This is a genomic window from Kribbella sp. NPDC006257 (assembly GCF_040613535.1).
GTDB lineage: Bacteria > Actinomycetota > Actinomycetes > Propionibacteriales > Kribbellaceae > Kribbella.
This window is the reverse complement of the sequence record NZ_JBEXSJ010000002.1, coordinates 118,783-139,781: the sequence shown is the minus strand read 5'-3', so window position 1 is coordinate 139,781 and position 20,999 is coordinate 118,783. Positions and strand designations below refer to the sequence as shown.

Genomic DNA, 20,999 nt, shown 5'->3' with positions numbered 1-20,999 from the left:
GAATGCCTCCCAAGAAGAAGATCGCTGCCCTCGTGAAGGTGCAGCTCCAGGCCGGTGCCGCGACGCCTGCCCCGCCGGTCGGTACCGCGCTCGGTCCGCACGGCGTCAACATCATGGAGTTCTGCAAGGCGTACAACGCCCAGACGGAATCCATGCGTGGCAACGTCGTGCCGGTCGAGATCACCATCTACGAAGACCGCTCCTTCACGTTCATCACCAAGACGCCGCCGGCGCCGGAGATGATCAAGAAGGCCGCGGGCCTGCAGAAGGGTTCGGCCGTCCCGCAGAAGGACAAGGTCGGCAAGATCACCGCCGACCAGGTCCGCGAGATCGCCACCACCAAGATGCCGGACCTGAATGCGCGCGACATCGACGCCGCGATGAAGATCATCGAGGGCACCGCGCGCTCGATGGGCGTCGTCGTCGAGAAGTAACACCCCCCAGTACGACGTAACTGCAGTTGTGGCAGGGCGAAGCGCCGCCCGTGACACCACATCCCAGAGAGGAACAACATGACTCAGCGCAGCAAGAGCTACCGCGCCATCGCGGAGAAGATCGACTTCGACAAGCTGTACACGCCGCTGGAGGCCATCAAGCTGGCCAAGGAAGCGGCGGCCGGCAAGAAGCTGAACTCCACCGTCGACGTCGCGATGCGCCTCGGGGTCGACCCCCGCAAGGCCGACCAGATGGTGCGCGGCACCGTCATCCTTCCGCACGGTACGGGCAAGACGGCTCGGGTCCTCGTCTTCGCCACCGGTGAGAAGGCCGAGGCCGCCAAGGCCGCCGGCGCCGACTACGTCGGTGACGACGACCTGATCAAGAAGGTGACCGACGGCTGGCTGGACTTCGACGCCGTCGTCGCCACGCCTGACCTGATGGGCAAGGTCGGCCGGCTCGGCCGGGTGCTCGGACCGCGTGGTCTGATGCCTAACCCGAAGACCGGCACGGTCACCCCGGACGTGACGAAGGCTGTCAACGAGATCAAGGGTGGCAAGATCGAGTTCCGGGTCGACCGGCACGCGAACCTGCACTTCATCATCGGCAAGGCGTCGTTCGACGATGCCCAGCTGGTGGAGAACTACGGCGCCGCACTGGAGGAGATTCTCCGGCTGAAGCCCTCCAGCTCCAAGGGCCGGTACATCCGCAAGACGGTCTTCTCGACCACGATGGGCCCGGGCGTCCAGGTTGACCCCAGCATCACCCGCAACCTGCTCGAGGACCCGGCCGAGGTCTGATCCTCATCGGCTGAGCACTGACAGAAGGGCCCCGGTCCCTAACGGACCGGGGCCTTTCTGCGTTCAGCTTTCTCTCGGCAGACCAGGCGGAGCGGCCGGTCGGCCGTTTGGACGGTCCACCCGTCGGCATGCCGTTCCAGCACCGTGCCCGCCTTGTGCGTGCACCTTTCATCCGGCCATCCCGCTAGCACCTGAGCCCTCGTCTTTCCACCACTAACCGGTACGCCGTACGTGGCGACCACCTCGCGCAGGCCCACCCCGGGGATCTCGGCCCGCGCTTGCGGTGCGACCACATTGAGCGCAGCGACCTTCCGGCGTACGACGTGAGCCGGCTCGGTCAGGTTAACGAGCATCTCCGCCGAGGTGAAGAACGGCGCTTCGGTCGCCTCGGCCAGGTTCTGCCACAGCCCGGGTTCACCCGCGACCGCCCGCGGTACGGCGAAGTCCAGGCATTCACCGAGCATCTCCTGCCACACCTTGAACAGCGCCGGCCCGTTCAGGTCGTCCGGCAGCGGCCGGGTCCGCTGAGCCAGGATCGCGCCGGTGTCGAACTCGGCCGCGGTCCGGTGCACGGTCACCGCGACCTGGTCGTCACCTTCGTAGATCAGCCGGGCCGGGTTCGGTCCGCGCCCGATCGGAAGCGCTGACGGATGGCAGTTGATCGCACCGTACTTCGGGATGTCGAGTATCTCGGCCGGGATCAACCGCGGGAACGCGGCCGAGATGACGAGATCAGGCGCAACCGTCGCGATCACCGACGCGGCGACCGTGCGGAGCTTGCTGGTGATCAGGATGTTGGCGCTGGCCGGCAACCCCAGCACCAGCGGGTTCCCGTCGTACCGCTGACCCGCCTCGACCGGCGGCGAGACGACCAGCACGATCTCGTGACCGTGCCGGGCCGCCCAGTCGGCGGCCACCTGGTAGCCGCCCAGGAACGAGGTGAGGACGACGATGCGAAGTGTCATGTCAGGCATTACGGTTCGCCCGCGTGATCCGGTTTCAGCGCTCGACCAGATCGGGCGAGAGCGAGGCCAGCTCCGGTACGCCGATCAGGCGCATCGCGTGCTCGAGTTCGACCCCGAGATCGCCGATAAGCCGGGTGACGCCGGCCGAGCCGCTGACCGTAAGAGCCCAGAGCGCCGGCCGGCCGACGAAGATCGCTCGGGCACCGAGAGCCAGGGCGGCCAGGACGTGTTCTCCGCGCCGGATGCCGCCGTCGACGTACAACTCGGTACTGGAACCCGAGAGCGCCTCCGCGACCTCGGGAAGTGCCCGGGCGGTCGAGATCGCACCGTCGAGTTGGCGGCCGCCGTGGTTCGACACGATCACCCCGGCCGCGCCCGCATCGGCGCAACGCTTGGCGTCGTCACCGCGCAGTACGCCCTTGACCACGACGGGGAGGCCGGTCCGCTCGGCGAGCCAGCCGATGACGTCCGGCGTAAGGTCGTCCGCCTTGCCGAGGTCGTCGGCTTCGTACTCGTCCTCATCGAGGTTGGCCAGCAGGTGCTCGGGCGGAATCACCTCCCAGATGGTCGGCCCGTCGTCCTCCTTCCGCCCGACGACCGGTGTATCAGCAGTCAGTACTACGGCACGCGCGCCGCCCTCGACCGCCTTGTCGAGCATCTTGAGCGTCACGTCGCGGTTCTTCACCACGTAGATCTGCAACCACCAGGGTGCGCCGACCGCGCCGATGTCGGCGAACGTCGTACCGGCGTTGCTGGAGACGCCGAGGAGGGAGTTCGCTGCTGCGACTCCTTCGGCCATCGCCCTTTCACCGGCTGGATCGGCCTGCCGCTGGAGGGTGGTCGGGGCCACCATGACCGGCACGTCGAGCGGGGTGCCGAGCACCGTCGTACGGAGGTCGACAGCCGAGACGTCGGTGAGGATGTGCGGGCGGAAGCGGTAGGAGCCCCAGGCCGCCACCGCTTCGCCGGCGGTGATGCCGCCGGCCGATCCCTGCCGGAAATACCGGTGGACGGGCTCGGGCAGCTTCTCGGCGGCGGCCGCTTCCAGGGTGTCGATCCATCGCATGCTCTTGATCGTGCCACCGCTGCGGGGCTCGGTGTGGCGAGCCGCGGCCGAAATGCCCGGGCGGCGGGTGGATCGTGCCCGGTAGAGTAGTGGCATGCAGTTGTCTGGGCAGCGATTTCTCCGCCCCGGCCGGCACAGTGGTGCCGACGGGGTGAGTCGCTGCTGCGCTCTCTCCTGAGGTGACCGCGGCCGGTCGGGGTGTCTTCTCCCTCAACCGCTGCTCACCTCTGGAGTTTTGCCATGTCTGTACTACGTGCCGAAGAACTGCACGCTGCCTTGTCCCTGCGCGATCTTGCTGATCCTGCTCAAGGGCCCCATGCGATCCAGCTGATCGTTGACTCTCTGCGTACTGCGCTGAGCTCTGCTTGGCCGTATACCGAGATCTGGACCCGCCGGGATCATCCTGTGGTCTCGCTCGCCGACAACTACGACAACCTCGGGTACGCCGCCGATGCGGTGACTCGCGAGGAGCGTTACACCCGCTATGCCTCTGCTACTGAGGTGTTGCGGAGCCACACGTCCGCGATGATTCCGCCGGCACTTCGCTCGTTGGCTGAGTCGTCGGCTTCCGATGTGCTGATGGTTTGTGCGGGGATCTGTTACCGCCGCGATTCGGTCGACTGGCAGCACACCGGTACGCCACATCAACTCGACCTCTGGCGGATCAGCCGCAACGTGTCGCTCGGGGAGGCGGAGTTGGAGGAGATGATCGCGCTCCTCGTCTCGACCGTGCTGCCCGGGCAGACCTATCGCACGGTGCCGGCGGTGCATCCGTACACGATCCACGGTCGCCAGATCGACGTCCTGCTGGACGATCAGTGGATCGAGATCAGCGAATGTGGCGTCGCGGCTCCTGCCGTACTCCGGCGCGCGGGACTCGACGATCGCTGGACCGGCCTGGCGATGGGGCCTGGTCTCGACCGGCTGTTGATGCTCCGCAAGGGGATCCGCGACATTCGGTTGCTCCGGGCAACGGATCCGCGGGTCGCGCGGCAGATGCTGGATCTCTCGCCGTACAAGGCTGTCTCGTCGATGCCACCGGTGCGACGCGATCTCTCGCTGGTGGTGGGTGCTGCTACCGATATCTCCGACGAGGCGCTGGGCGACCGGGTTCGTCTGGCATTGGGTGCCGATGAAGACGCCGTGGAACTTCTGGAGGTGCTCAGCGAGACGTCGTACGAGGATCTGCCGGAGAGCGCACGCAACCGGCTCCAGCTGCGACCAGGTCAACGCAACGTCCTGGTCCGCCTGATCCTCAGATCTCTGGATCGAACCCTCACCGACCACGAGGCGAACCTCCTCCGCGACAGGGTCTACTCAGCCCTCCACGAAGGCGTGGTCCCGGAACTGATCGTCCACTGAGCAAGCTCAACGGTTTCTCAGGGCGCGGCTGGCAACGACGAAGGCGCAGATTGCCAGCGGGACCTCCAGCAGGACGGCTTCGGTGAGGGAGAGAGTGTGGTCGAGGCCGGGACCCGAAGTACTGACGTCGAACCAGGCGTCGGCGAGAAGCAGGGTCCCGGCAGCGGCCGCACTCAGCGCGGCACGGATGTCCTGCTTGTGCAGCAGGTACGCCGTGAACGCGGCCGCGATCGCCGTCCCGCAGTCCAGCCCGATCCAGGCGAGCTTCCAGTGATTCGCCTGGTAGGTGGACGGCAGCGTGGCCGCGAGGATCAGGCACCAGGGAAGGAGCACCGCTGCGACTCCGGCGGCCACCAGAACTGCGATACCGCCGGGGGAGCGCCGCGGGCGGACGCGTCCGTCGAGGCGCCCCTCGGCCAGGTAGTCGTCCAGAGCCTCGGCCACGCGGTCGTCGATCGCGTCGCCCAGTGCGTCGGGCAGCCGAGCGGGAAGGAAGCTTTCGGGCTGCGAAACCGGCCGGTCCGGGAAGGTCGTCGTCATGCCTTTGAGACTCCCGAAATCCGGCCCCGAACACAGTCAGGCCAACCCACGAAGACGATGGGGGGATAACCCCCGGTCGCTTCGGTGGTTTCCCTCATCCCGCCCGCCCCATCGGCCCCGTAGGTTGTTGCCTGCGGCCAGCACCAGGCGGCCGGACACAGAAGGAGGTGCTGCGGAGTGGCGACCACCACCGTGAACCCGGTTCCCCGCGCACCCTGGCGGCTCTGGCGTTCGCCGTACCTGTGGCTGGCCACTGTTCACCTGCTCGGCGACGGCGTCGTCGTCCTGGTCGTGGGGCTGCTGGTCCTGCTGATGCTGATCGTGGCCGCGCTCGCCCTGCCGCTGGCCTACCTTGGCATTCCGTTGACGGTCGGCGCGACCAGGGTCGTGTACGCCGCCGCCGGCTGGGAGCGCGCCAGGGCCGCGATCACTCGCGGCCAGCTGATTCCGCCGTTGCTGCCACCGGCTCGCACCGGGGCAGCGGCCAAGGATGCTCGGGCAGCCCTCGTCGACCGTGCGCTGTGGCGGCAGTTCGGGTACTTCGTCGTGCTGTTCGGCATGGCTTGCGTCGGCATCCCGGCGATCGTGCTGGCCTGGTCCGTGCCGCCGGTGCTGATCGCGTTGCCGTTCTATTACTCGGGCTGGGCGGCTCAACGGTCTCAGCTGGGACCGTTCGTGATCGACAGCATCACCAAGGCTTGCGTGGCCGGAGCGCTCGCCCTCGTCTTCCTGCTGGTGCTGTCACCGCTGATGATCCGCGGGCTGTCCGCGGTCGACGGCATCCTGGCCCGCAACCTGCTCGGCGCCTCGGCAACGGGCGCGCTGGTCAAGCGGGTCGATCAGCTCGTGGAGAGCCGGCAACAGGTGGTCGACTCGGTCGAGGCCGAGCGGCGCCGGATGGAGCGCGACCTGCACGACGGGGCTCAGCAACGGCTGGTCTCGCTGGCGATGACGCTGGGCCGGGCGCGGAGCCGGATCGGCGATTCCGATCCGGCGGTCAAGGGGCTGATCGAGGAGGCGCACGCCGAGGCGATGCAGGCGATCACCGAACTGCGCGACCTCACCCGCGGGCTGCATCCGCCGGTGCTGACCGACCGCGGGCTCGATGCGGCGATCTCCGCGGTGGCCGCGCGGGCGCCGCTGCCGGTGCGGGTCGACGTCCGGGTCGACCCCAGGCCGTCGCTGACCATCGAATCGATCGTGTACTTCGTCGTCACCGAGTCCCTCACGAACATCGCGAAGCACGCCCAGGCCGCCCGGGCCGCGGTCCGGATCACCCGGGTCGGCGACCGCCTGCGGCTCGTGGTGACCGACGACGGCCGCGGTGGTGCCGACCCGGCGCTGGGCACGGGCCTGCAAGGTCTGATCGATCGCGTGTCGGGTGTGGACGGAGATTTCTCGGTGGTCAGTCCGATCGGCGGGCCGACCGTGCTGACGGTGGAGGTGCCATGCGGGTCGTGATCGCCGAGGATTCGGTGCTGCTGCGGGAGGGGATCGTCCGGCTGCTCGAGGAGCAGGACTGCGAGGTGGTGGCCGCCGTCGGCGACGCCGGCCAGCTGCTCAAAGCGGTGGACGAGCACGATCCGGATGTCTGCGTCGTCGACGTACGGATGCCACCGACCTTCACCGACGAGGGGCTGCGGGCGGCGCTGGTGATCCGGGAGCGGTCGCCGCAGATCGGGGTGCTCGTGCTCTCGCAGTACGTCGAGGAGCGGTATGCGAGCGAACTGATCGGCAACAACCCGGGCGGAGTCGGTTATCTGCTGAAGGACCGGGTCGGCGACGTCGACCAGTTCATCGACGGATTGCGCCGCGTCGCCGCGGGAGGCGCCGCGCTCGATCCGGAGGTCATCTCGCAACTGCTGGTGCGCTCCCGGAAGGCGGATCCGTTGGCCGTGCTGAGTCCCCGCGAGCAGGACGTACTGCGCGCGATGGCCGAAGGCCGCTCCAACACGGGCATCGCCAAGCAGCTCGTGGTCGGCGAGGGGGCGATCGAGAAGCACATCAGCAACATCTTCGCCAAGCTCGGCCTGGCCGCGGCCGACGGCGAGCACCGGCGGGTCCTGGCCGTTCTCAAGTTCCTGGAGTCGTGATGACGAAGGCACAGTGGAGAATGCTGCAACTGGGGCTGATCCCGGTGCTCGCTCTGGTTCTCGGCGGTGCCGCGGTCACGGTCTCGGTGATCCGCGGCAAGCTCGACTACAAGTACGCGACGACCTACGACCAGCCGATCGACGCGGTGACCATCACGGCGAACGTGGTGGTCGCCGTCACTCGCAGCACCGACGGCAAGGTGCACATCGCGCTGAGTGGGACCTACACGGCCGGTCAGCCGACGATCGCCGTACGGAAGCCGGCCCCGGCGTCGCGCGAGCTGGAGATCGGCGCGGACTGCGAAGGATCCGATTGCCGTCTCGCCCTTGCCGTCGAGTTGCCGAGCGCCACCCGGCTGTCCGTCAGCGCCTCAGGGACGTCGGTCGAACTGCGTCAGTTGACCGGCGACATCCAGGTCACTGCCGACAACGGCTCGGTGAACGGGACACGCCTGGGCAGCGCCTCGGTCTCGGTCAGCGCGCAGAGCGGCTCGGTGGATCTCGCGTTCGACCGGGCACCGGCCAACGTCGAGGTGACCAGCAGCAACGGTTCCATCGAGGTGCTGGTGCCCCGGACAGCGACGTACGCGATCGACGCCGCCGCTGACTCCGGCTCCACCCAGCTCAATGTGAACAACGATCTGAGTTCGCCCAACCGGCTCCACCTTCGCAGCAGCAACGGCAGCATCACCGTCGACCCCAGGTGACGAGAGCTGGGCTCAGATGATCGCCCAGAGCAACGACGCCATCCCGAAACCGACCAGAGACAGGACGGTTTCCAGCACCGACCAGGTCAGCAGGGTCTCCTTGACCGTCATGTTGAAGTACTTGGCGACGATCCAGAAACCGCCGTCGTTGACGTGACTGAGGATGATGGAGCCGGCACAGATGGCGGCGGCGATCAGCGCCAGGTGGGCCTGTGAATAATGATCGGCAGTGAGCAACGGCCCGACGATCCCACCGGTGGTGACGATGGCGACGGTCGCCGAACCCTGCGCGATCCGCAGGCCACAAGAGATGACGTAGGCGAGCAACAACACCGGCAGTCCCGCACTCGACAGGCTCTTGGCGAGGGCGGCGCCGACGCCGGTTGCCGAGATGACTGCGCCGAAGAAGGCACCGGCACCGACGACAAGCAAGATCATGCCGACCGGCTTGAGTGAGTTGCTGGAGAGCTCGCTGAACTCGGCGTTCGTCATGCCGCGGCGTACGCCGAGCAGGTAGTACGCCAGCAGTACGGCGAGAAGCAGGGCGACGGCCGGGTTGCCCAGGAAGGTCAGCACGCTCAGGAGATCCCGATGCGGGTCGAGGATCAGCGTGCCGAAGGTCGCACCGAGAATCAGGACCAGTGGCAGCAGGATCACCGCCAGCACCAGGCCGAGCGGCGGTTCGGGCTTCTCGACATCGTCCTGAGCCTTCTCGGCGATGATGAACTCATCCGGTACCGAGATCGGAACGCGAGGCGCGATGTAGAGCGGCCAGAGGATGCCGGCTACTGCGAAGGCGGGGAGACCGCAGGCGAGGCCGATGATGATCAGCCAGCCCATGTCGACATGCAGCAACCCGGCGACAGCTGTCGGACCAGGGTGCGGCGGCAGGAACGCGTGCGTCATCGACAGACCCGCAAGCACCGGCAGCGCGTAGAGCACGAGCGACTTGCCGCCACGCTTCGCCGCGACGTACACGAGTGGCGCGAGGACGAAGATGCCGATGTCGAAGAAGACCGGGATGCCGAAGATCAACCCGACCAGGCCCATCGCGACCGGCGTACCCTTCGGGCCGAACAGCTTCAGCAACCGCCGGCTGAGCACGTCCGCGCCGCCGGAACGCTCCAGCAGCGCGCCGAGCACGGTCCCCAGTCCGATGATCACGGCGATATGGCCGAGGATGCCGCCGAAACCCTTCTCCAGCACGGAATCACTCGATTTGAGCGCCGTACCGACGATCTGCCGGACGTTCAGCCCGGCCGCCAGGGCCAGGAACAGGCCGGTGGCGAGCAGCGAGATGAACGGCTCGAGCTTGATCTTGATGATCAGGAACAGCAGCAGGGCGATGGCCACCAGACACAGCAGCAACAAACCTGCCGTGTCGTGGTGCAGCCAATCAATGGCACCGGACATGGGGACACTCCGAGGATCTAGCGGGGGCGGGCGGCGGGATAACTGAAAGGGAAGGAAGGAAAGAAGGAGGGAGGGCGGGTCTAGCAGGGGACGGCGGGGACAGCTAGAAGGGAAGAACGGGGACAGGTCTCAGACCAGGGCTGTGCAGAAGGCGGTGGCTTTGGTGGTGATGTCGGCCCAGCGGGCGGCTTCGACGTCGGCGGGGGAGACTACGTCGGTGCCGGCGCTGACCGCGAGGGCACCGGCGTCCAGGAACGCGCGCGCGTTGCCGGCGTTCACACCGCCGGACGGGACCAGCGGTACGCCGGGGAACGGCCCACCGAGGTCTTTCAGGTACTTCGGTCCCAGCTGATGCGCCGGGAAGATCTTCACCGCGTCGGCCCCCAGCGCCAGGGCAGTCATCACTTCGGACGGTGTGAAAGCTCCGAGAACGATCGGTATCCCCCCAGCGTGCGCCGTCGCGACGATCGCTGCCGCCTCCAACCCCTGCCCCGGCGTCACGATGAACTGCGCCCCCGCATCGACCGCCTGCTTCGCCTGCGCAGCCGTCTGCACCGTCCCCGCCCCCACCACGGCACCGGTCTCGGCCGACGTCGAAGCAGCCCGCTCCAGATGCCGCGGCAGCTCCGGTGTCGTGAAGGTCAGCTCGACCACATGGATGCCTCCGGCAACCAGAGCGGCGCAGAGGTCACGCGCGTCGTCGATCGCCGGCGCCCGCACGACGCTCAGTACGCGGTCTTGGCGCAGCAGGTCCAGAGTGCTCATCAGTTTCCTTCGTTCGAGGCGGGGGGCCGGCGGATCGCACGGCCGGGCAGTTCATCGGTACGCCGTCCGTCGGCGATCACCGGGACGCCGTTCACCAGCACCCACGGGATCCCTTCGGCCTGCTGACGCGGGTTCTCGAAGGTCGCCGCGTCGCGGACGGTCAACGGATCGAACAGCACCAGATCCGCGGCGTACCCCTCCCGGATCAGCCCTCGATCGCGAAGCCGCAGCCGGCCCGCGGGCCGTCCGGTCAGGTGGTGGATGCAGTCGGCGAGTTCGAGAATGCCCAGCTCGCGGACGTAATGCGCGAGGTAGCGCGGGAACGTCCCCCAGGCGCGCGGGTGTGGTTTGCCGCCGACCAGGATCCCGTCCGATCCGCCGGTGTGGGTCGGGTGCTGCATGATCGCCTGCACGTTCTCCTCGTGCCCGACGTGCTGCAGGATCGTGGTCGCCAGGTTGTCCCGGATCAGCAGATCGAAGAACACGGTCGCCGGCGGCTGACCCAGATCGGTGGCGATCGCGGCAATGGTCTTGCCGACGGCAGAAGACAGCGCGGAGTTCTTCACCCCGCCGATCTCGATCGTGTTCCAGTCGGTCACGCAACCGTGGCAGCCGTCGGTCCCGACCTGCTCCAGTTCGTAGGTGATCCGGTCCCGATCGGCCGGATCGTTGAGCCGGGCGAGCAACGCATCCGGCCCACCCTCAGCCGTCCAGCTCGGCAGGATCGCAGCCAGAGTCGTTGCCCCCGGCAAGTACGGATAGGTGTCGGTGGTGATGTCCACCCCATCGGCCAGCCCCGCGTCGATCAGCGCCAACAGGTCGCCACCGCGACCCCGGTTCGGCTCGAAGTTCATCGTCGCGTGGGTGAGATGCAGCGCGCAGCCGGCTTCCCGGGCGATGTCGATCATCTCGCCGTACGCCTCCAGCGCGCCCTTCCCGTACGACCGTTGGTGCGGGCTGTAATACCCGCCGTACGACGCAACGACACGGCACAGCTCCACCAATTCCAAGGTGTCGGCGAACATCCCCGGCGTATAGGTGAGCCCACTGCTCATCCCCGCTGCACCTTCGGCGAGGCCGACAGCCAGCAGCCGCTTCATCTCGTCCAGCTCAGCCCGGGTCGCCGGGCGATTCGCCGTGCCGACCACCATCATCCGAAGCGTGCCCTGCGGGACCAGGTACGCCGCGTTGCAGGCGATCCCCTGGTCCAGGCGATCCAGGTACCCGGCGACCGTGGACCAGGAGAAGTCGAAGTCGTCCGGCTCACCGTTCCAGCCGGCGATCTGGCGGCGTACGGCGGACCGGGTCGGGTCGTCGATCGGCGCGAACGACAACCCGTCCTGGCCGAGCACCTCCAGCGTGACGCCCTGGCTGACCTTCGCCAGGTGGTCCTGGTTCGCCAGGATCTGCAGGTCGGAGTGTGCGTGCATGTCGATGAAGCCCGGCGACAGCGCTAGTCCATCGGCAGAAATAGTGGATGAAGCAGCTGGCAGATCGTTGCCGACAGCCACGATCCGCCCACCCGAAACGGCGACGTCCGCGCGTACGCCGGCCGCGCCGGTCCCGTCGTACACGGTCGCGCCGGTGATCAGCAGGTCAGTCATCGGTGCCCCATCAGAAGAAGGTGCGGATCAGGTCGACCACGACGGGGTCGTCGGCGTCCGGGTCGTCGACGACCGGGATCAGGCCCCACTTGTCGAACGATGTACAGGGATGGGAGAGCCCGACCCGCAGTTCGTCGCCGATCACCACTTCGTCCGTGCCGAAGGTGAGGAACCCGTGCTGGTCGTTCATCTTGGTGACGGTCATCCCCTCGACCGGACGGACCGCAACGCCCGCGGCGCGCGGCCGGAGCAACTGGGGCATCGGCATGCCTTCGTCGAACGGCAGATCCCGTTTGCCGGCATCGAAGATCGCCAGGCCCGGCTCGGGTTGTGAGGTGATCCGGATCCAGCCGTGCATGGCCACCTGCAGACCTTCGCCGTCGGTTCGCGGCTCGGCACCGAGCGGGGAGATCTCGCGGTAGTACCCGTCGTCGTGCGCGATGTAGGCACCGGATCTGATCACCACCCGGGCTCCGGTCCCGGCGAGCGGGCTGAGCACCTTCGCCACCTGCTCGAAGTACGCGCTGCCGCCCGCGCTGACGACCGGCACCAGCCCCTCGTCGTACCGGCCGTCCTCCTGCAGACGAGTGTGGATCGCGGCGAGATCGCGGAGGTACGAGCGCACGTGCTCGAGCCCGGATTCGCTGGCACTGTGAGCGATCGCGCCCTCATACCCGGCGACACCGGCCAGTCGAAGTGTCGGTGCGGCCGCGATCGCGTCGGCAACGGCGAGAGCTGTCTCGGCACCCCGCGCACCGGTGCGACCACCGGCGCCACCGACCTCGACCAGTACGTCGAGTTGGCGCGCGTCAGGTCCGACGTACGCCGAACGCGCGGCCTCCATGATCTCGACGGTGCGGACCGAGTCGGCCCAGACCATCACCTCGAAGCTCTCGTCGGCCGCGAGCTGATCGGCGATCCAGCGGAGCTGCAGAGGGGAGACCACCGAGTTCGCGATCATCACCCGGCTGACTCCGAAGGCACGGGCGACGCCGAGCTGGAAGACGTTCGCGAACGTCATGCCCCAGGCACCGGCCTCGAGCTGGGTCGCCCAGAGCGTGGGGGCCATCGTGGTCTTGCCGTGCGGCGCGATCTCGACGCCGTGCTCGGTGCACCAGCGGGCCATCGTCTCGACGTTGTGTCGAAGCCCCGCGGCGGACAGTGTGAGCAGGGGAGTCGGCAGCGCGGACAACCGGGGCTTTCCGGCCAGCACCTCCGCGACGGTCCGGCCCCAGAACGCCGGCGGCAGCGCCTTGTCCCGCCAACTCACCGGCTGGTCGGCCAGGGCGGCGACGGCGGCGGCATCGTACGAAGCTGACATGACGTCCTCTGAGTCGGGAGTTGCAAGGGAGTTGCAAGGGATGCAACTATCGTTGCGCATTCTGATGTCTCGGTTGTAGCATCGCGCCAGAACTTCCGTCAACGACAGACGCCCGAGAGGACTGGCCGATGGTCGATGTGGTGCCTCGAGCGATCTGCCTGGGTGAGGCGATGATCATGCTCGCCGCCGAGACCGGTGCCCCGTTGGAAGATGTCGAGACCTTCCGGCGGTCGGTGGGCGGCGCCGAGTGCAACGTCGCGGGCGGACTGGCCGCGCTCGGCATCCCGACCGGCTGGGTCTCGCGACTCGGTGCGGACGGCTTCGGCCGGCACGTACTGCGTGACCTGGAGTCCCGTGGAGTCGACGTCGGCGGAGTCGAGGACGACCCACTACGGCCGACTGGGCTCTACGTGAAGCACACCATCGGCGGCCGGACCCGGATGCACTACTACCGCTCCGGCTCAGCAGCTGCCGCGATGAATGCGGACTTCCTCGACCGTACGGCGGTGCGCAACCGCCTGGTCGGTGCAGAGCTCGTCCACACCACGGGTATCACTGCAGCGATCTCCACCACGGCCGCTGAACTACTGGACCGACTGGCTGCGTTGCGAGACACGCTGGGCTTCACCCTGAGCGTCGACCTGAACTGGCGACCAGCCCTGTGGCGTGACGCGAACCCTGCTCCACTCTGGCGACTGCTGCGCGCTGCCGACGTCGTGCTGATCGGTGCAGACGAGGCAATGCTCTTCGCTGGGACCAATGACCCGCAGGAGCTTCGGCAGCTGTTCGGTCCACGCTCAACGTTGGTAGTGAAGTCCGACTCGCACGTTGCACTCGCACTGGAGCCGAGCGGAAGCAGTACGTCGGTGCCGGCACTCACCGTCGACGTGGTCGAGCCGGTGGGGGCAGGAGACGCCTTTGCAGCTGGGTACTTGGCTGGGACGTTGCAGGGGTTGCCGATGGAGCAGCGGCTTCGGTTAGGGCACCTGAGTGCGGCGGCAGTGCTGGCGGTGCCGGACGATCACGCTGCGCCGCCGGAACCCGTAGTACGGGATGCTTTGCTGCACTGCTCCGACGAGGACTGGGCGCATACGCAGGTAGGTGCTGCAGGCATCAATTCGCCTGCGCTGGTTGGAGGTGCCGTATGAGTCAGAGCCTGGCCAGAGCGCTGCAGATCCTGGTGAGCCTCGGCGAAGGAGACAGGTCGTTGGACCAGCTCGCTGCCGAGTTGAACGTGCACAAGACGACTGTGCTGCGGCTACTGCGCACTATGGAAGTAGAGCGCTTCGTACGCCGCGACGAGGCTCACCGCTACCGACTGGGCTCACGACTGTTCTCGCTGGCCGATGCGGCGCGCGAGCAACACGTCGTACGGGCTGTTGCTGCACCTCACCTGCGGCAGTTGAACCAGCGGACCGGGCAGACGGTGCACCTGGCGGCGTACGAGAACGGGCAGGTCATCTACATCGACAAGCTCGACAGCGTGCAGTCTGTGCGGATGTACTCGCAGATCGGTGTGCCTGCAGCGCTGCACTGTACGGCGGTCGGCAAGGTGCTCCTGGCTGCTCAGCCGAAGCGGCAGCGGGAGGCACTGCTGACGACTATCGACTACCGGAAGTTCACCGAGAACACGATCACCTCTCCCGATCAGCTGCGCGAGGAGCTGGACCTGGTGCGCTCGCAAGGCTGGGCGCACGACCGGGCCGAGCACGAGTCGTTCATCAACTGCATCGGCGCTCCGATCAAGGAGAAGTCCGGGCGGGTGGTCGGGGCCGTCTCCGTGTCTGTCCCGGACGTTCTGCTCAACTACGAGCAGGTGCTGGAGTTGCTGCCGGACCTGCTCACCACCACGGCAGCCATCGGCGCCGACTACAACTAACCGGAAGGCTTTACTCACATGTCCGAGAAGACCGTCATCTCCACGCCCGACGCGCCCGCGCCGATGCCCGTGTTCTCGCAGGGGGTGCGCAAGGGCGGCATCCTGCAGGTGTCCGGCCAGGGCTCGGTCGACCCGGCCAGCGGCGCGTTCGTCTTCGAGGGCGACGTGAAGGCGCAGACCACCCGGGTCCTGCAGAACATCGAGGCGATCCTCACAGCCGGCGGCGCCACCTTCGACGACGTCGTCATGCTCCGCGTCTACCTCACCACCCGCGAGGACTTCGCCCCGATGAACGAGGCCTACGCGGAGTTCGTCGGCGCCCGCACCCCCTCCGGCGTCCTCCCCTCCCGCACCACCGTCTTCACCGGCCTCCCCCTCCCCCAAATGCTCGTAGAAATAGACGCCCTCGCCGCCCTCGACTGATCACCCCGACACCGACCAGGACTCCGCCCTGGACTGATTCCGTGTCCTGAGACTGGGGGTCTCAGGGGGTGGTTGAAGGTGGGACTATGGCGGGGATGGGTTCTCCGGGTGGGCTTCTGCGGATTGCTCCTGCTGTTTATTTGCCGGCGTTGTTGTACGGCATCGGGCAAGGAGCTATTGCGCCCGTGGTCGCCTTGTCTGCCAGGGATCTCGGGGCTGCTGTCGCGACGGCCGGGCTGGTGGTCGCGGCGGCTGGGCTGGGGCAGGTGGTCGGCGACATCCCGGCCGGTGCGCTGACAACGCGGATCGGGGAGCGGCGGGCGATGCTTGCCGCGACCGGGCTGGTGTCGGTCGCGCTGGTCGCGTGCCTGCTCGTTCCGACCGTCTGGGGGCTGGCGATCGCGATCTTCGCGACCGGACTCGCCGGTGCCGTCTGGGGACTGGCGCGCCAGGCCTACCTCAGTGAAGCCGTGCCGATCGAGCTCCGCGCGCGAGCGCTCTCCACGCTCGGCGGCGTCCAGCGGATCGGCTCGTTCATCGGCCCGTTCCTGGGCGCCTTCGCGATGAAGTTCCTCGGCACCGACGGCGCCTACTGGGTCCACCTCGTCGCCGCTCTGCTCGCCTGCGTGGTTCTCCTCAGCCTCCAGGACATCGAGTCCGTACGCCGTGCTCGCGCGAGCCGCCCCGTGGTCGTCCAGTCAACCGCCGCAGTCATCAAAGAACACCTGCCCGTACTACGAACGCTCGGCGTCGGCGCTCTCCTCGTCGGCGCCGTACGCGCATCCCGGCAGGTAGTGATCCCCCTCTGGGCCGAACACCTCGGCCTGGACCCGCAGACAACCAGCCTGATCTTCGGTGTCTCCGGCGCGGTCGACATGCTGCTCTTCTATCCAGCCGGTTCGGTGATGGACCGCTTCGGCCGCAAGTGGGTCGCAGTCCCCTCCATGGCCGTACTCGGTCTCGCACACCTCTTACTACCGTTGACCCACTCAGCACCGGCGTTGACTGCAGTCGCCTTGTTGATGGGGATCGGCAACGGCCTGGGTGCCGGCGTCATCATGACCCTGGGAGCCGACGCGTCCCCATCGATCGGCCGGGCACAGTTCCTCGGTGCCTTCCGCCTCTTCGCGGACACGGGTAACGGAGCAGGGCCGCTGCTGATCGCGGCCGTGACCGCGGTGGCCGGCTTAGCGCCCGCAGTACTGGTGATGGGTCTTACTGGTTGGGCAGCTGCGACAGCTATGAGCCGTTGGATCCCGCCGCGCCCCGATTGAGGTAGGTGTCGAGCATTGCTGCGCCATGCAACATCGCCCGCGTACGCCGATCGTGTGCTGCCCGCCGCTCGGCCACAGCAGCTCGCAGCGCCTCAGTGCTTCCCGTATGCCGAAGCCCTTCAAGCACCGGCCGGATCTGCTCGAACCCGTACCGCCCCTGCCGCAACATCGCGATGATCCGCGCATCCCTGATCTGCAACGCCCCGTACCGCCGGTACTTCGTACTCGGCTCCCGCGGCGGCATCAGCAACCCAGCCGACTCCCACAGCCGCAACGTGGCCGCCCGTACGCCGAGTTGCTGCGCCAGTTCGCCAACGAGCAGCGCTGGTCCGACGCTCGGCGGAGGTGGATCCAGGAACTGCTCGGCAGCCGCCCCGAGCGCATCACTCATCTCGTCGGTCGCCAACCGTCTTGCGTGCAAGGCCGCGTGGCCCTCGTCGATCAGCCGAAGCGCCAACGCCTCGTCGCCCGCATTCACCGCCCGCATGATCTCGGCCGCCTCCTCACGTCCGAACCCGGGCGCCAGGGCCCGGAACGCACGGAGAGCAGCCACATGCACCGACTCGTACTGCCGGTACCCGCTGGGGCTGCGAGCGGCCGCCGGTAGAACCCCCTCGGCCTCGTAGTTGCGCACCAGCTGCGCCGAGATGCCCGCTTCCCGCGCAAGATCCACCGGCCGCAAACCCATTCCGGCACCCTACTGTGGGAACCGATTTGGTCGTGGAGCCGTGGCTTGTTACCTTTGAGGCTGCCAAAGACCGCTGGTCGCTGCTCCCGGAGTAGCTGAAGGTCCCACAAGCTCGTGGGCGGCCCGCGTAGGTGACAAGTTAGTGGAAGTCTCACGCCCTTGCGCCTGCGCAGGGGCGTTTTCGATTTCTGAGGGTCCTGGCCGGTGTGGCAAAGAAGCCCAACTCTGTCTTTACGACAGGGCGGAAGGAGACCCATGGCGAGGCCGGACAAGGCTGCCGACGTCGCAGAGCTCACTGAGAACTTCAAGAGCTCTGCCGGCGCCGTGCTGACCGAGTACCGCGGACTCACCGTGGCGCAGTTGCGGCAGTTGCGCACTACGCTCGGTGACGACGTGAACTACGCCGTGGTGAAGAACACGCTGACCAAGATCGCGGCCAAGGACGCGGGAGTGGAGTCGTTCGACTCGCTGCTGCAGGGTCCGTCGGCCATCGCCTTCATCAAGGGCGACCCGGTGGTCGCGGCCAAGGGGCTGCGTGACTTCGCCAAGGCCAATCCCCTTCTCGTCATCAAGGGCGGTGTGCTTGATGGCAAGGCACTCAGCTCCGACGAGATCACCAAGCTCGCTGACCTGGAGTCGCGTGAGGTTCTCCTCTCGAAGCTCGCAGGTGCGATGAAGGCGGCCCCGCAGCAAGCGGTGTCGCTGTTCGCTGCTCCGCTCGCGCAGGCTGCCCGCCTGTTCGCGGCGCTGCAGGACAAGTTGCCGGCCGAGGACGCCCCGGTGGCGGACGAGGCTCCGGCTGCGGAGGCTGTGCAGGATGCAGTCGACGCACCTGCCGCAGAAGAGGCGAGCACCGAGGAGACCGCGTCAGCCGACAGCTGACCCGTTCACTTCACGCAGGACCCCATTCAGTAATCACCTAGCAACACATTGAAGGAAGGACCGCCACCATGGCGAAGCTCAGCACCGAAGAGCTGCTCGGCCAGTTCAAGGAACTCACCCTGCTCGAGCTCTCTGAGTTCGTGAAGGCATTCGAGGAGGAGTTCGGCGTGACCGCCGCTGCTCCCGTCGCCGTTGCCGCGGCCCCGGCCGCCGGTGGCGCCGCTGCCGAAGAGGCTGTCGAGCAGGACGAGTTCGACGTCGTCCTGGAGTCGGCCGGCGACAAGAAGATCCAGGTCATCAAGGAGGTGCGCGGTCTCACGAGCCTCGGCCTGAAGGAGGCCAAGGACCTCGTCGAGGGTGCGCCGAAGGCCATCCTGGAGAAGGTCGACAAGGCTGCCGCGGAGAAGGCCAAGGAGGCCCTCGAGGGCGCCGGCGCCACCGTCACCCTGAAGTGACCTTGTAGTACCTGAGAAGGGCGGTCCCGCAAGGGGCCGCCCTTCTTGCTGTCTTCAGACCCGTACTGCGCGTCGCCGGGCCAGCGACAACACCCACCGGCGTCCGGGTGCTCCTATATATCTGTGGGCACCTTCCGCGACCAGCACGGTGAAGCCGATCCAGCCAACGGCGAGCAGGGCACCCCACAGCGAGCCGGAGTGAACCGGTCCGAACCCGTCGAGCACCAGCGTCTTCACCAGGAACGCCTCATAGCCGACGACTCCGAGCCTGACCGGGACAGTCCCAGCCAGTACGGCGGAGACACGAGTCGTCCTGAGCACACTGAGAATCACCAGTCCGAGTGGCACGGACCAGAAAACGCTGTAGTGAAGCGCGCTACTGCTGGAGACGCATGAGAGAACGACTGCATAGACAAGCACGACGACCTGCACCAGGTACGCCGTACGCCGAGTCAGCCGGAAGCCAGAAGTCGCCAGGCTGGCCAGCACCATCCCCAGCACCAGGTCCGGGATCCACACCAGTGGGTTGCGGTAGAGCCAGTCATCGGAGCCGGTGCCCAGTCGGAGCGCCAGGACGACAACCTGCACGACCACTGCGCACACAGCGGCTCGGGTCGGATCTGCAGCGACGACTCGGGTCAGGAGCGGATACGCGACGTACAAGACGAGTGCAGTACCGAGGAACCAGGTCTGCTGGCCGAGTACGGAGCGGACCCACTCGCCGCCGTTCAGCCCGCCCAGCACGCGTACCCCACTGCCGACCACGACGTACAGGGGTCCGAGTCGCGCGAGCCGGGCCACCGCGTAGCGACTGACCGGACGCCTGCCACTCAGGCCTGGGTAGTTGTAGGCAAGGACGAACCCGGACAGCAGGAAGAAGAACGGCACTCCTAGCGAGCCGGCTGCAACCAGTTGATGTAGGACCGGGGGAGCGGTTCGCCAAACGCCCACCTGCGAGGCGATGACTCCCAGCACCGCCAGGCCTCGCAACCCTGTCAGTGCGAGGATCTCGGGACGTGGATGACGCAGGCCGGCACCGGCGTCGACCGATGTGAGTCCCGTCACGCCGACACCTCCGACGGCGTACGCTCAGTGACCAGTTGTCGACTGGTACGCCGCGCGACAACCCGTAGTACAGCCCGTCGTGCCGGTACTTCGATCAGCCGATGGGCACCCTCGCCGACCAACAGGCAGAGGCCGATAGTCACCAGGACAGATCCGTAGACAGCCCAGCTGGACGGACTCGACACCAGGTCGAACCGATCCTTCCCGAGATAGGGCAGCAGTGGTCGGTGGGTCAGGTAGAGGGCGTAACTCGCAGTACCGAGTGAGACCAGCGCACGCGTGGAGAAGAACCTCGACAACCAGGCGGTCGGTGCAGCGGCGAGTGAGAGCAGCAGTACTGCGAACGGCACCGTCCACATCGCGCCGTAGAAGGCCGGCAACTCCCAAGACGCATAGCTGGGACCCAGCGCCGCCACGACCAGCACCGCCGCAACACAGGCGACCTGCAGCCAGCCGGCGATCCGACTGCGTAGCCGGAGACCACGCAGCAGAAGGAAAGCCAGCGACATCCCGATCACGAACTCGGACAGTCGCGGCAGCGGGTTCCGGTAGAGCCAGCGATGTCCCGATGCCGGATTGTCGATCGCCAGATGCGCCCAGCCCTCAGCCGTGAACACCGCGACCAGCAACACCTGTACTGCGAACGCCGCGGCCATCACCCAGACCAGCCCGGCAGCGCCGAACCGCTTGGAGACAAAGGCGATCACGGGGATCAGCAACGGGAACAACGCGTAGAGGAAGAGCTCGACGCAGATCGACCAGCCCGGTGGGTTGTAGCTGGCCTGGCCGATCGAGTAGTCGCCGGACCAGGTCTGGATCGCCAGCACATGCCGCCACAGCGCCTCCTGCGGTATGCCGCGTGCTGCTCGCTGCACCACCAAGAAGAGCAGTACAGCCCAGTAGAGCGGCATCACCCGGGCGATCCGCGCCAGGTAGAACCGCCAGAGCCTGGTGCCCGACGACATCGTCAACGACGAGTAGTTCCAGGTGAGCACAAGCCCGGACAGCATGAAGAACAGTGGCACCCCGATGTAGCCCGAAGCGGCAAGATTCCGCAAAGGTTCTGGGGCGGAAACTGGTAACCCGATGTGATGGACCACGACGGCGAGGGCTGCCGCGGCTCTGACACCGGTCAGCGCTAGGATCTCGGAGCGCGGGTGTCGGAGCTGGTCACCGTGCTGCAGGGAGGTAAGGCCCTGTGGCGCACGCGGCCGCAGGCGGTGCAACCAAGCAGCTGGCCGCGGCACAGTTCCTCCGGCAAC

The 20,999-nt window shown here is 67.3% G+C and carries 22 protein-coding genes; 12 read left to right on the top strand and 10 right to left on the bottom strand.

The annotated features are described in order from the left end of the window. Positions 1-2: 2 nt before the first annotated feature. Positions 3-434: a 50S ribosomal protein L11 gene (gene rplK, locus ABZ004_RS02865; protein ID WP_112243308.1), complete on the top strand. Its 432-nt coding sequence runs from the start codon at positions 3-5 to the stop codon at positions 432-434. Positions 435-512: 78 nt separating this feature from the next. Continuing rightward, on the top strand, positions 513-1,235 hold the full coding sequence (gene rplA / locus ABZ004_RS02860) for a 50S ribosomal protein L1 (RefSeq protein WP_355678042.1): 723 nt from the start codon (positions 513-515) through the stop codon (positions 1,233-1,235). A 38-nt stretch (positions 1,236-1,273) separates the two neighbouring features. Here the strand turns inward: rplA and ABZ004_RS02855 are convergent, their stop codons facing one another. Together ABZ004_RS02855 and ABZ004_RS02850 are read right to left on the bottom strand one after the other, a co-directional pair. After that, the gene (locus ABZ004_RS02855; RefSeq protein ID WP_355678041.1) at positions 1,274-2,200 is read right to left on the bottom strand and encodes a formyltransferase family protein; all 927 of its coding nucleotides are present in this window, start codon (positions 2,198-2,200) and stop codon (positions 1,274-1,276) included. A gap of 34 nt (positions 2,201-2,234) precedes the next feature. Then, positions 2,235-3,266: an alpha-hydroxy acid oxidase gene (locus ABZ004_RS02850; RefSeq protein WP_355678040.1), complete on the bottom strand. Its 1,032-nt coding sequence runs from the start codon at positions 3,264-3,266 to the stop codon at positions 2,235-2,237. Positions 3,267-3,506: 240 nt separating this feature from the next. Between ABZ004_RS02850 and ABZ004_RS02845 the strand changes: the two genes are divergently transcribed. Beyond that, complete coding sequence (locus tag ABZ004_RS02845; protein ID WP_355678039.1) at positions 3,507-4,628, top strand: hypothetical protein; 1,122 nt, start codon at positions 3,507-3,509, stop codon at positions 4,626-4,628. Between the two features lie 6 nt (positions 4,629-4,634). On the opposite strand, the gene ABZ004_RS02840 is transcribed toward ABZ004_RS02845, so the two are convergent. Further along, entirely contained in the window at positions 4,635-5,168 is a 534-nt protein-coding gene (locus ABZ004_RS02840) for a hypothetical protein (protein ID WP_355678038.1), read from the bottom strand. 177 nt (positions 5,169-5,345) lie between these two features. Between ABZ004_RS02840 and ABZ004_RS02835 the strand changes: the two genes are divergently transcribed. Genes ABZ004_RS02835 through ABZ004_RS02825 form a run of 3 tightly spaced genes read left to right on the top strand, consistent with a single transcriptional unit; the run spans position 5,346 to position 7,968 of the window. After that, the gene (locus ABZ004_RS02835) at positions 5,346-6,629 is read left to right on the top strand and encodes a histidine kinase (RefSeq protein WP_355678037.1); all 1,284 of its coding nucleotides are present in this window, start codon (positions 5,346-5,348) and stop codon (positions 6,627-6,629) included. Next, positions 6,617-7,261, top strand: coding sequence for a response regulator transcription factor (locus tag ABZ004_RS02830; RefSeq protein ID WP_355678036.1), 645 nt, complete (start codon positions 6,617-6,619; stop codon positions 7,259-7,261). Before ABZ004_RS02835 ends, ABZ004_RS02830 begins: the two co-directional genes overlap by 13 nt. Next, on the top strand, positions 7,261-7,968 hold the full coding sequence (locus ABZ004_RS02825) for a DUF4097 family beta strand repeat-containing protein (protein WP_355678035.1): 708 nt from the start codon (positions 7,261-7,263) through the stop codon (positions 7,966-7,968). Before ABZ004_RS02830 ends, ABZ004_RS02825 begins: the two co-directional genes overlap by 1 nt. Before the next feature lie 12 nt (positions 7,969-7,980). Here the strand turns inward: ABZ004_RS02825 and ABZ004_RS02820 are convergent, their stop codons facing one another. From ABZ004_RS02820 to ABZ004_RS02805, 4 genes are all read right to left on the bottom strand, one after another. Beyond that, on the bottom strand, positions 7,981-9,381 hold the full coding sequence (locus ABZ004_RS02820) for a gluconate:H+ symporter (protein WP_355678034.1): 1,401 nt from the start codon (positions 9,379-9,381) through the stop codon (positions 7,981-7,983). A 129-nt stretch (positions 9,382-9,510) separates the two neighbouring features. Next, positions 9,511-10,146: a bifunctional 4-hydroxy-2-oxoglutarate aldolase/2-dehydro-3-deoxy-phosphogluconate aldolase gene (locus ABZ004_RS02815; RefSeq protein WP_355678033.1), complete on the bottom strand. Its 636-nt coding sequence runs from the start codon at positions 10,144-10,146 to the stop codon at positions 9,511-9,513. Then, the gene (locus ABZ004_RS02810) at positions 10,146-11,750 is read right to left on the bottom strand and encodes a D-aminoacylase (protein ID WP_355678032.1); all 1,605 of its coding nucleotides are present in this window, start codon (positions 11,748-11,750) and stop codon (positions 10,146-10,148) included. The genes ABZ004_RS02815 and ABZ004_RS02810 overlap by 1 nt, the downstream gene beginning before the upstream one ends. A gap of 10 nt (positions 11,751-11,760) precedes the next feature. Continuing rightward, positions 11,761-13,071 carry an amino acid deaminase gene (locus tag ABZ004_RS02805; protein ID WP_355678031.1) on the bottom strand — a complete coding sequence of 437 codons (1,311 nt, stop codon included), beginning with the start codon at positions 13,069-13,071 and terminating at the stop codon, positions 11,761-11,763. A gap of 128 nt (positions 13,072-13,199) precedes the next feature. Between ABZ004_RS02805 and ABZ004_RS02800 the strand changes: the two genes are divergently transcribed. From ABZ004_RS02800 to ABZ004_RS02785, 4 genes are all read left to right on the top strand, one after another. Beyond that, complete coding sequence (locus ABZ004_RS02800) at positions 13,200-14,219, top strand: sugar kinase (protein ID WP_355678030.1); 1,020 nt, start codon at positions 13,200-13,202, stop codon at positions 14,217-14,219. Further along, positions 14,216-14,950 (top strand): IclR family transcriptional regulator, encoded by a 735-nt coding sequence (locus ABZ004_RS02795; protein WP_355678029.1) that lies wholly within the window; start codon positions 14,216-14,218, stop codon positions 14,948-14,950. Before ABZ004_RS02800 ends, ABZ004_RS02795 begins: the two co-directional genes overlap by 4 nt. Positions 14,951-14,968: 18 nt before the next feature. Next, positions 14,969-15,373: a RidA family protein gene (locus ABZ004_RS02790; protein WP_355678028.1), complete on the top strand. Its 405-nt coding sequence runs from the start codon at positions 14,969-14,971 to the stop codon at positions 15,371-15,373. A gap of 95 nt (positions 15,374-15,468) precedes the next feature. Continuing rightward, positions 15,469-16,647, top strand: coding sequence for an MFS transporter (locus tag ABZ004_RS02785; protein ID WP_355678027.1), 1,179 nt, complete (start codon positions 15,469-15,471; stop codon positions 16,645-16,647). Here the strand turns inward: ABZ004_RS02785 and ABZ004_RS02780 are convergent. Next, complete coding sequence (locus ABZ004_RS02780; RefSeq protein ID WP_355678026.1) at positions 16,613-17,335, bottom strand: MerR family transcriptional regulator; 723 nt, start codon at positions 17,333-17,335, stop codon at positions 16,613-16,615. The genes ABZ004_RS02785 and ABZ004_RS02780 overlap by 35 nt on opposite strands. A gap of 255 nt (positions 17,336-17,590) precedes the next feature. Here ABZ004_RS02780 and rplJ point away from each other — a divergent pair, with 255 nt between their 5' ends. Continuing rightward, positions 17,591-18,217: a 50S ribosomal protein L10 gene (rplJ, locus tag ABZ004_RS02775; protein ID WP_355678025.1), complete on the top strand. Its 627-nt coding sequence runs from the start codon at positions 17,591-17,593 to the stop codon at positions 18,215-18,217. Between the two features lie 68 nt (positions 18,218-18,285). Continuing rightward, complete coding sequence (gene rplL / locus ABZ004_RS02770) at positions 18,286-18,672, top strand: 50S ribosomal protein L7/L12 (RefSeq protein WP_355678024.1); 387 nt, start codon at positions 18,286-18,288, stop codon at positions 18,670-18,672. Between the two features lie 54 nt (positions 18,673-18,726). Here the strand turns inward: rplL and ABZ004_RS02765 are convergent, their stop codons facing one another. Then, the gene (locus tag ABZ004_RS02765; RefSeq protein ID WP_355678023.1) at positions 18,727-19,737 is read right to left on the bottom strand and encodes an acyltransferase; all 1,011 of its coding nucleotides are present in this window, start codon (positions 19,735-19,737) and stop codon (positions 18,727-18,729) included. After that, the gene (locus tag ABZ004_RS02760) at positions 19,734-20,984 is read right to left on the bottom strand and encodes an acyltransferase (protein WP_355678022.1); all 1,251 of its coding nucleotides are present in this window, start codon (positions 20,982-20,984) and stop codon (positions 19,734-19,736) included. Before ABZ004_RS02760 ends, ABZ004_RS02765 begins: the two co-directional genes overlap by 4 nt. Positions 20,985-20,999: the final 15 nt, after the last annotated feature.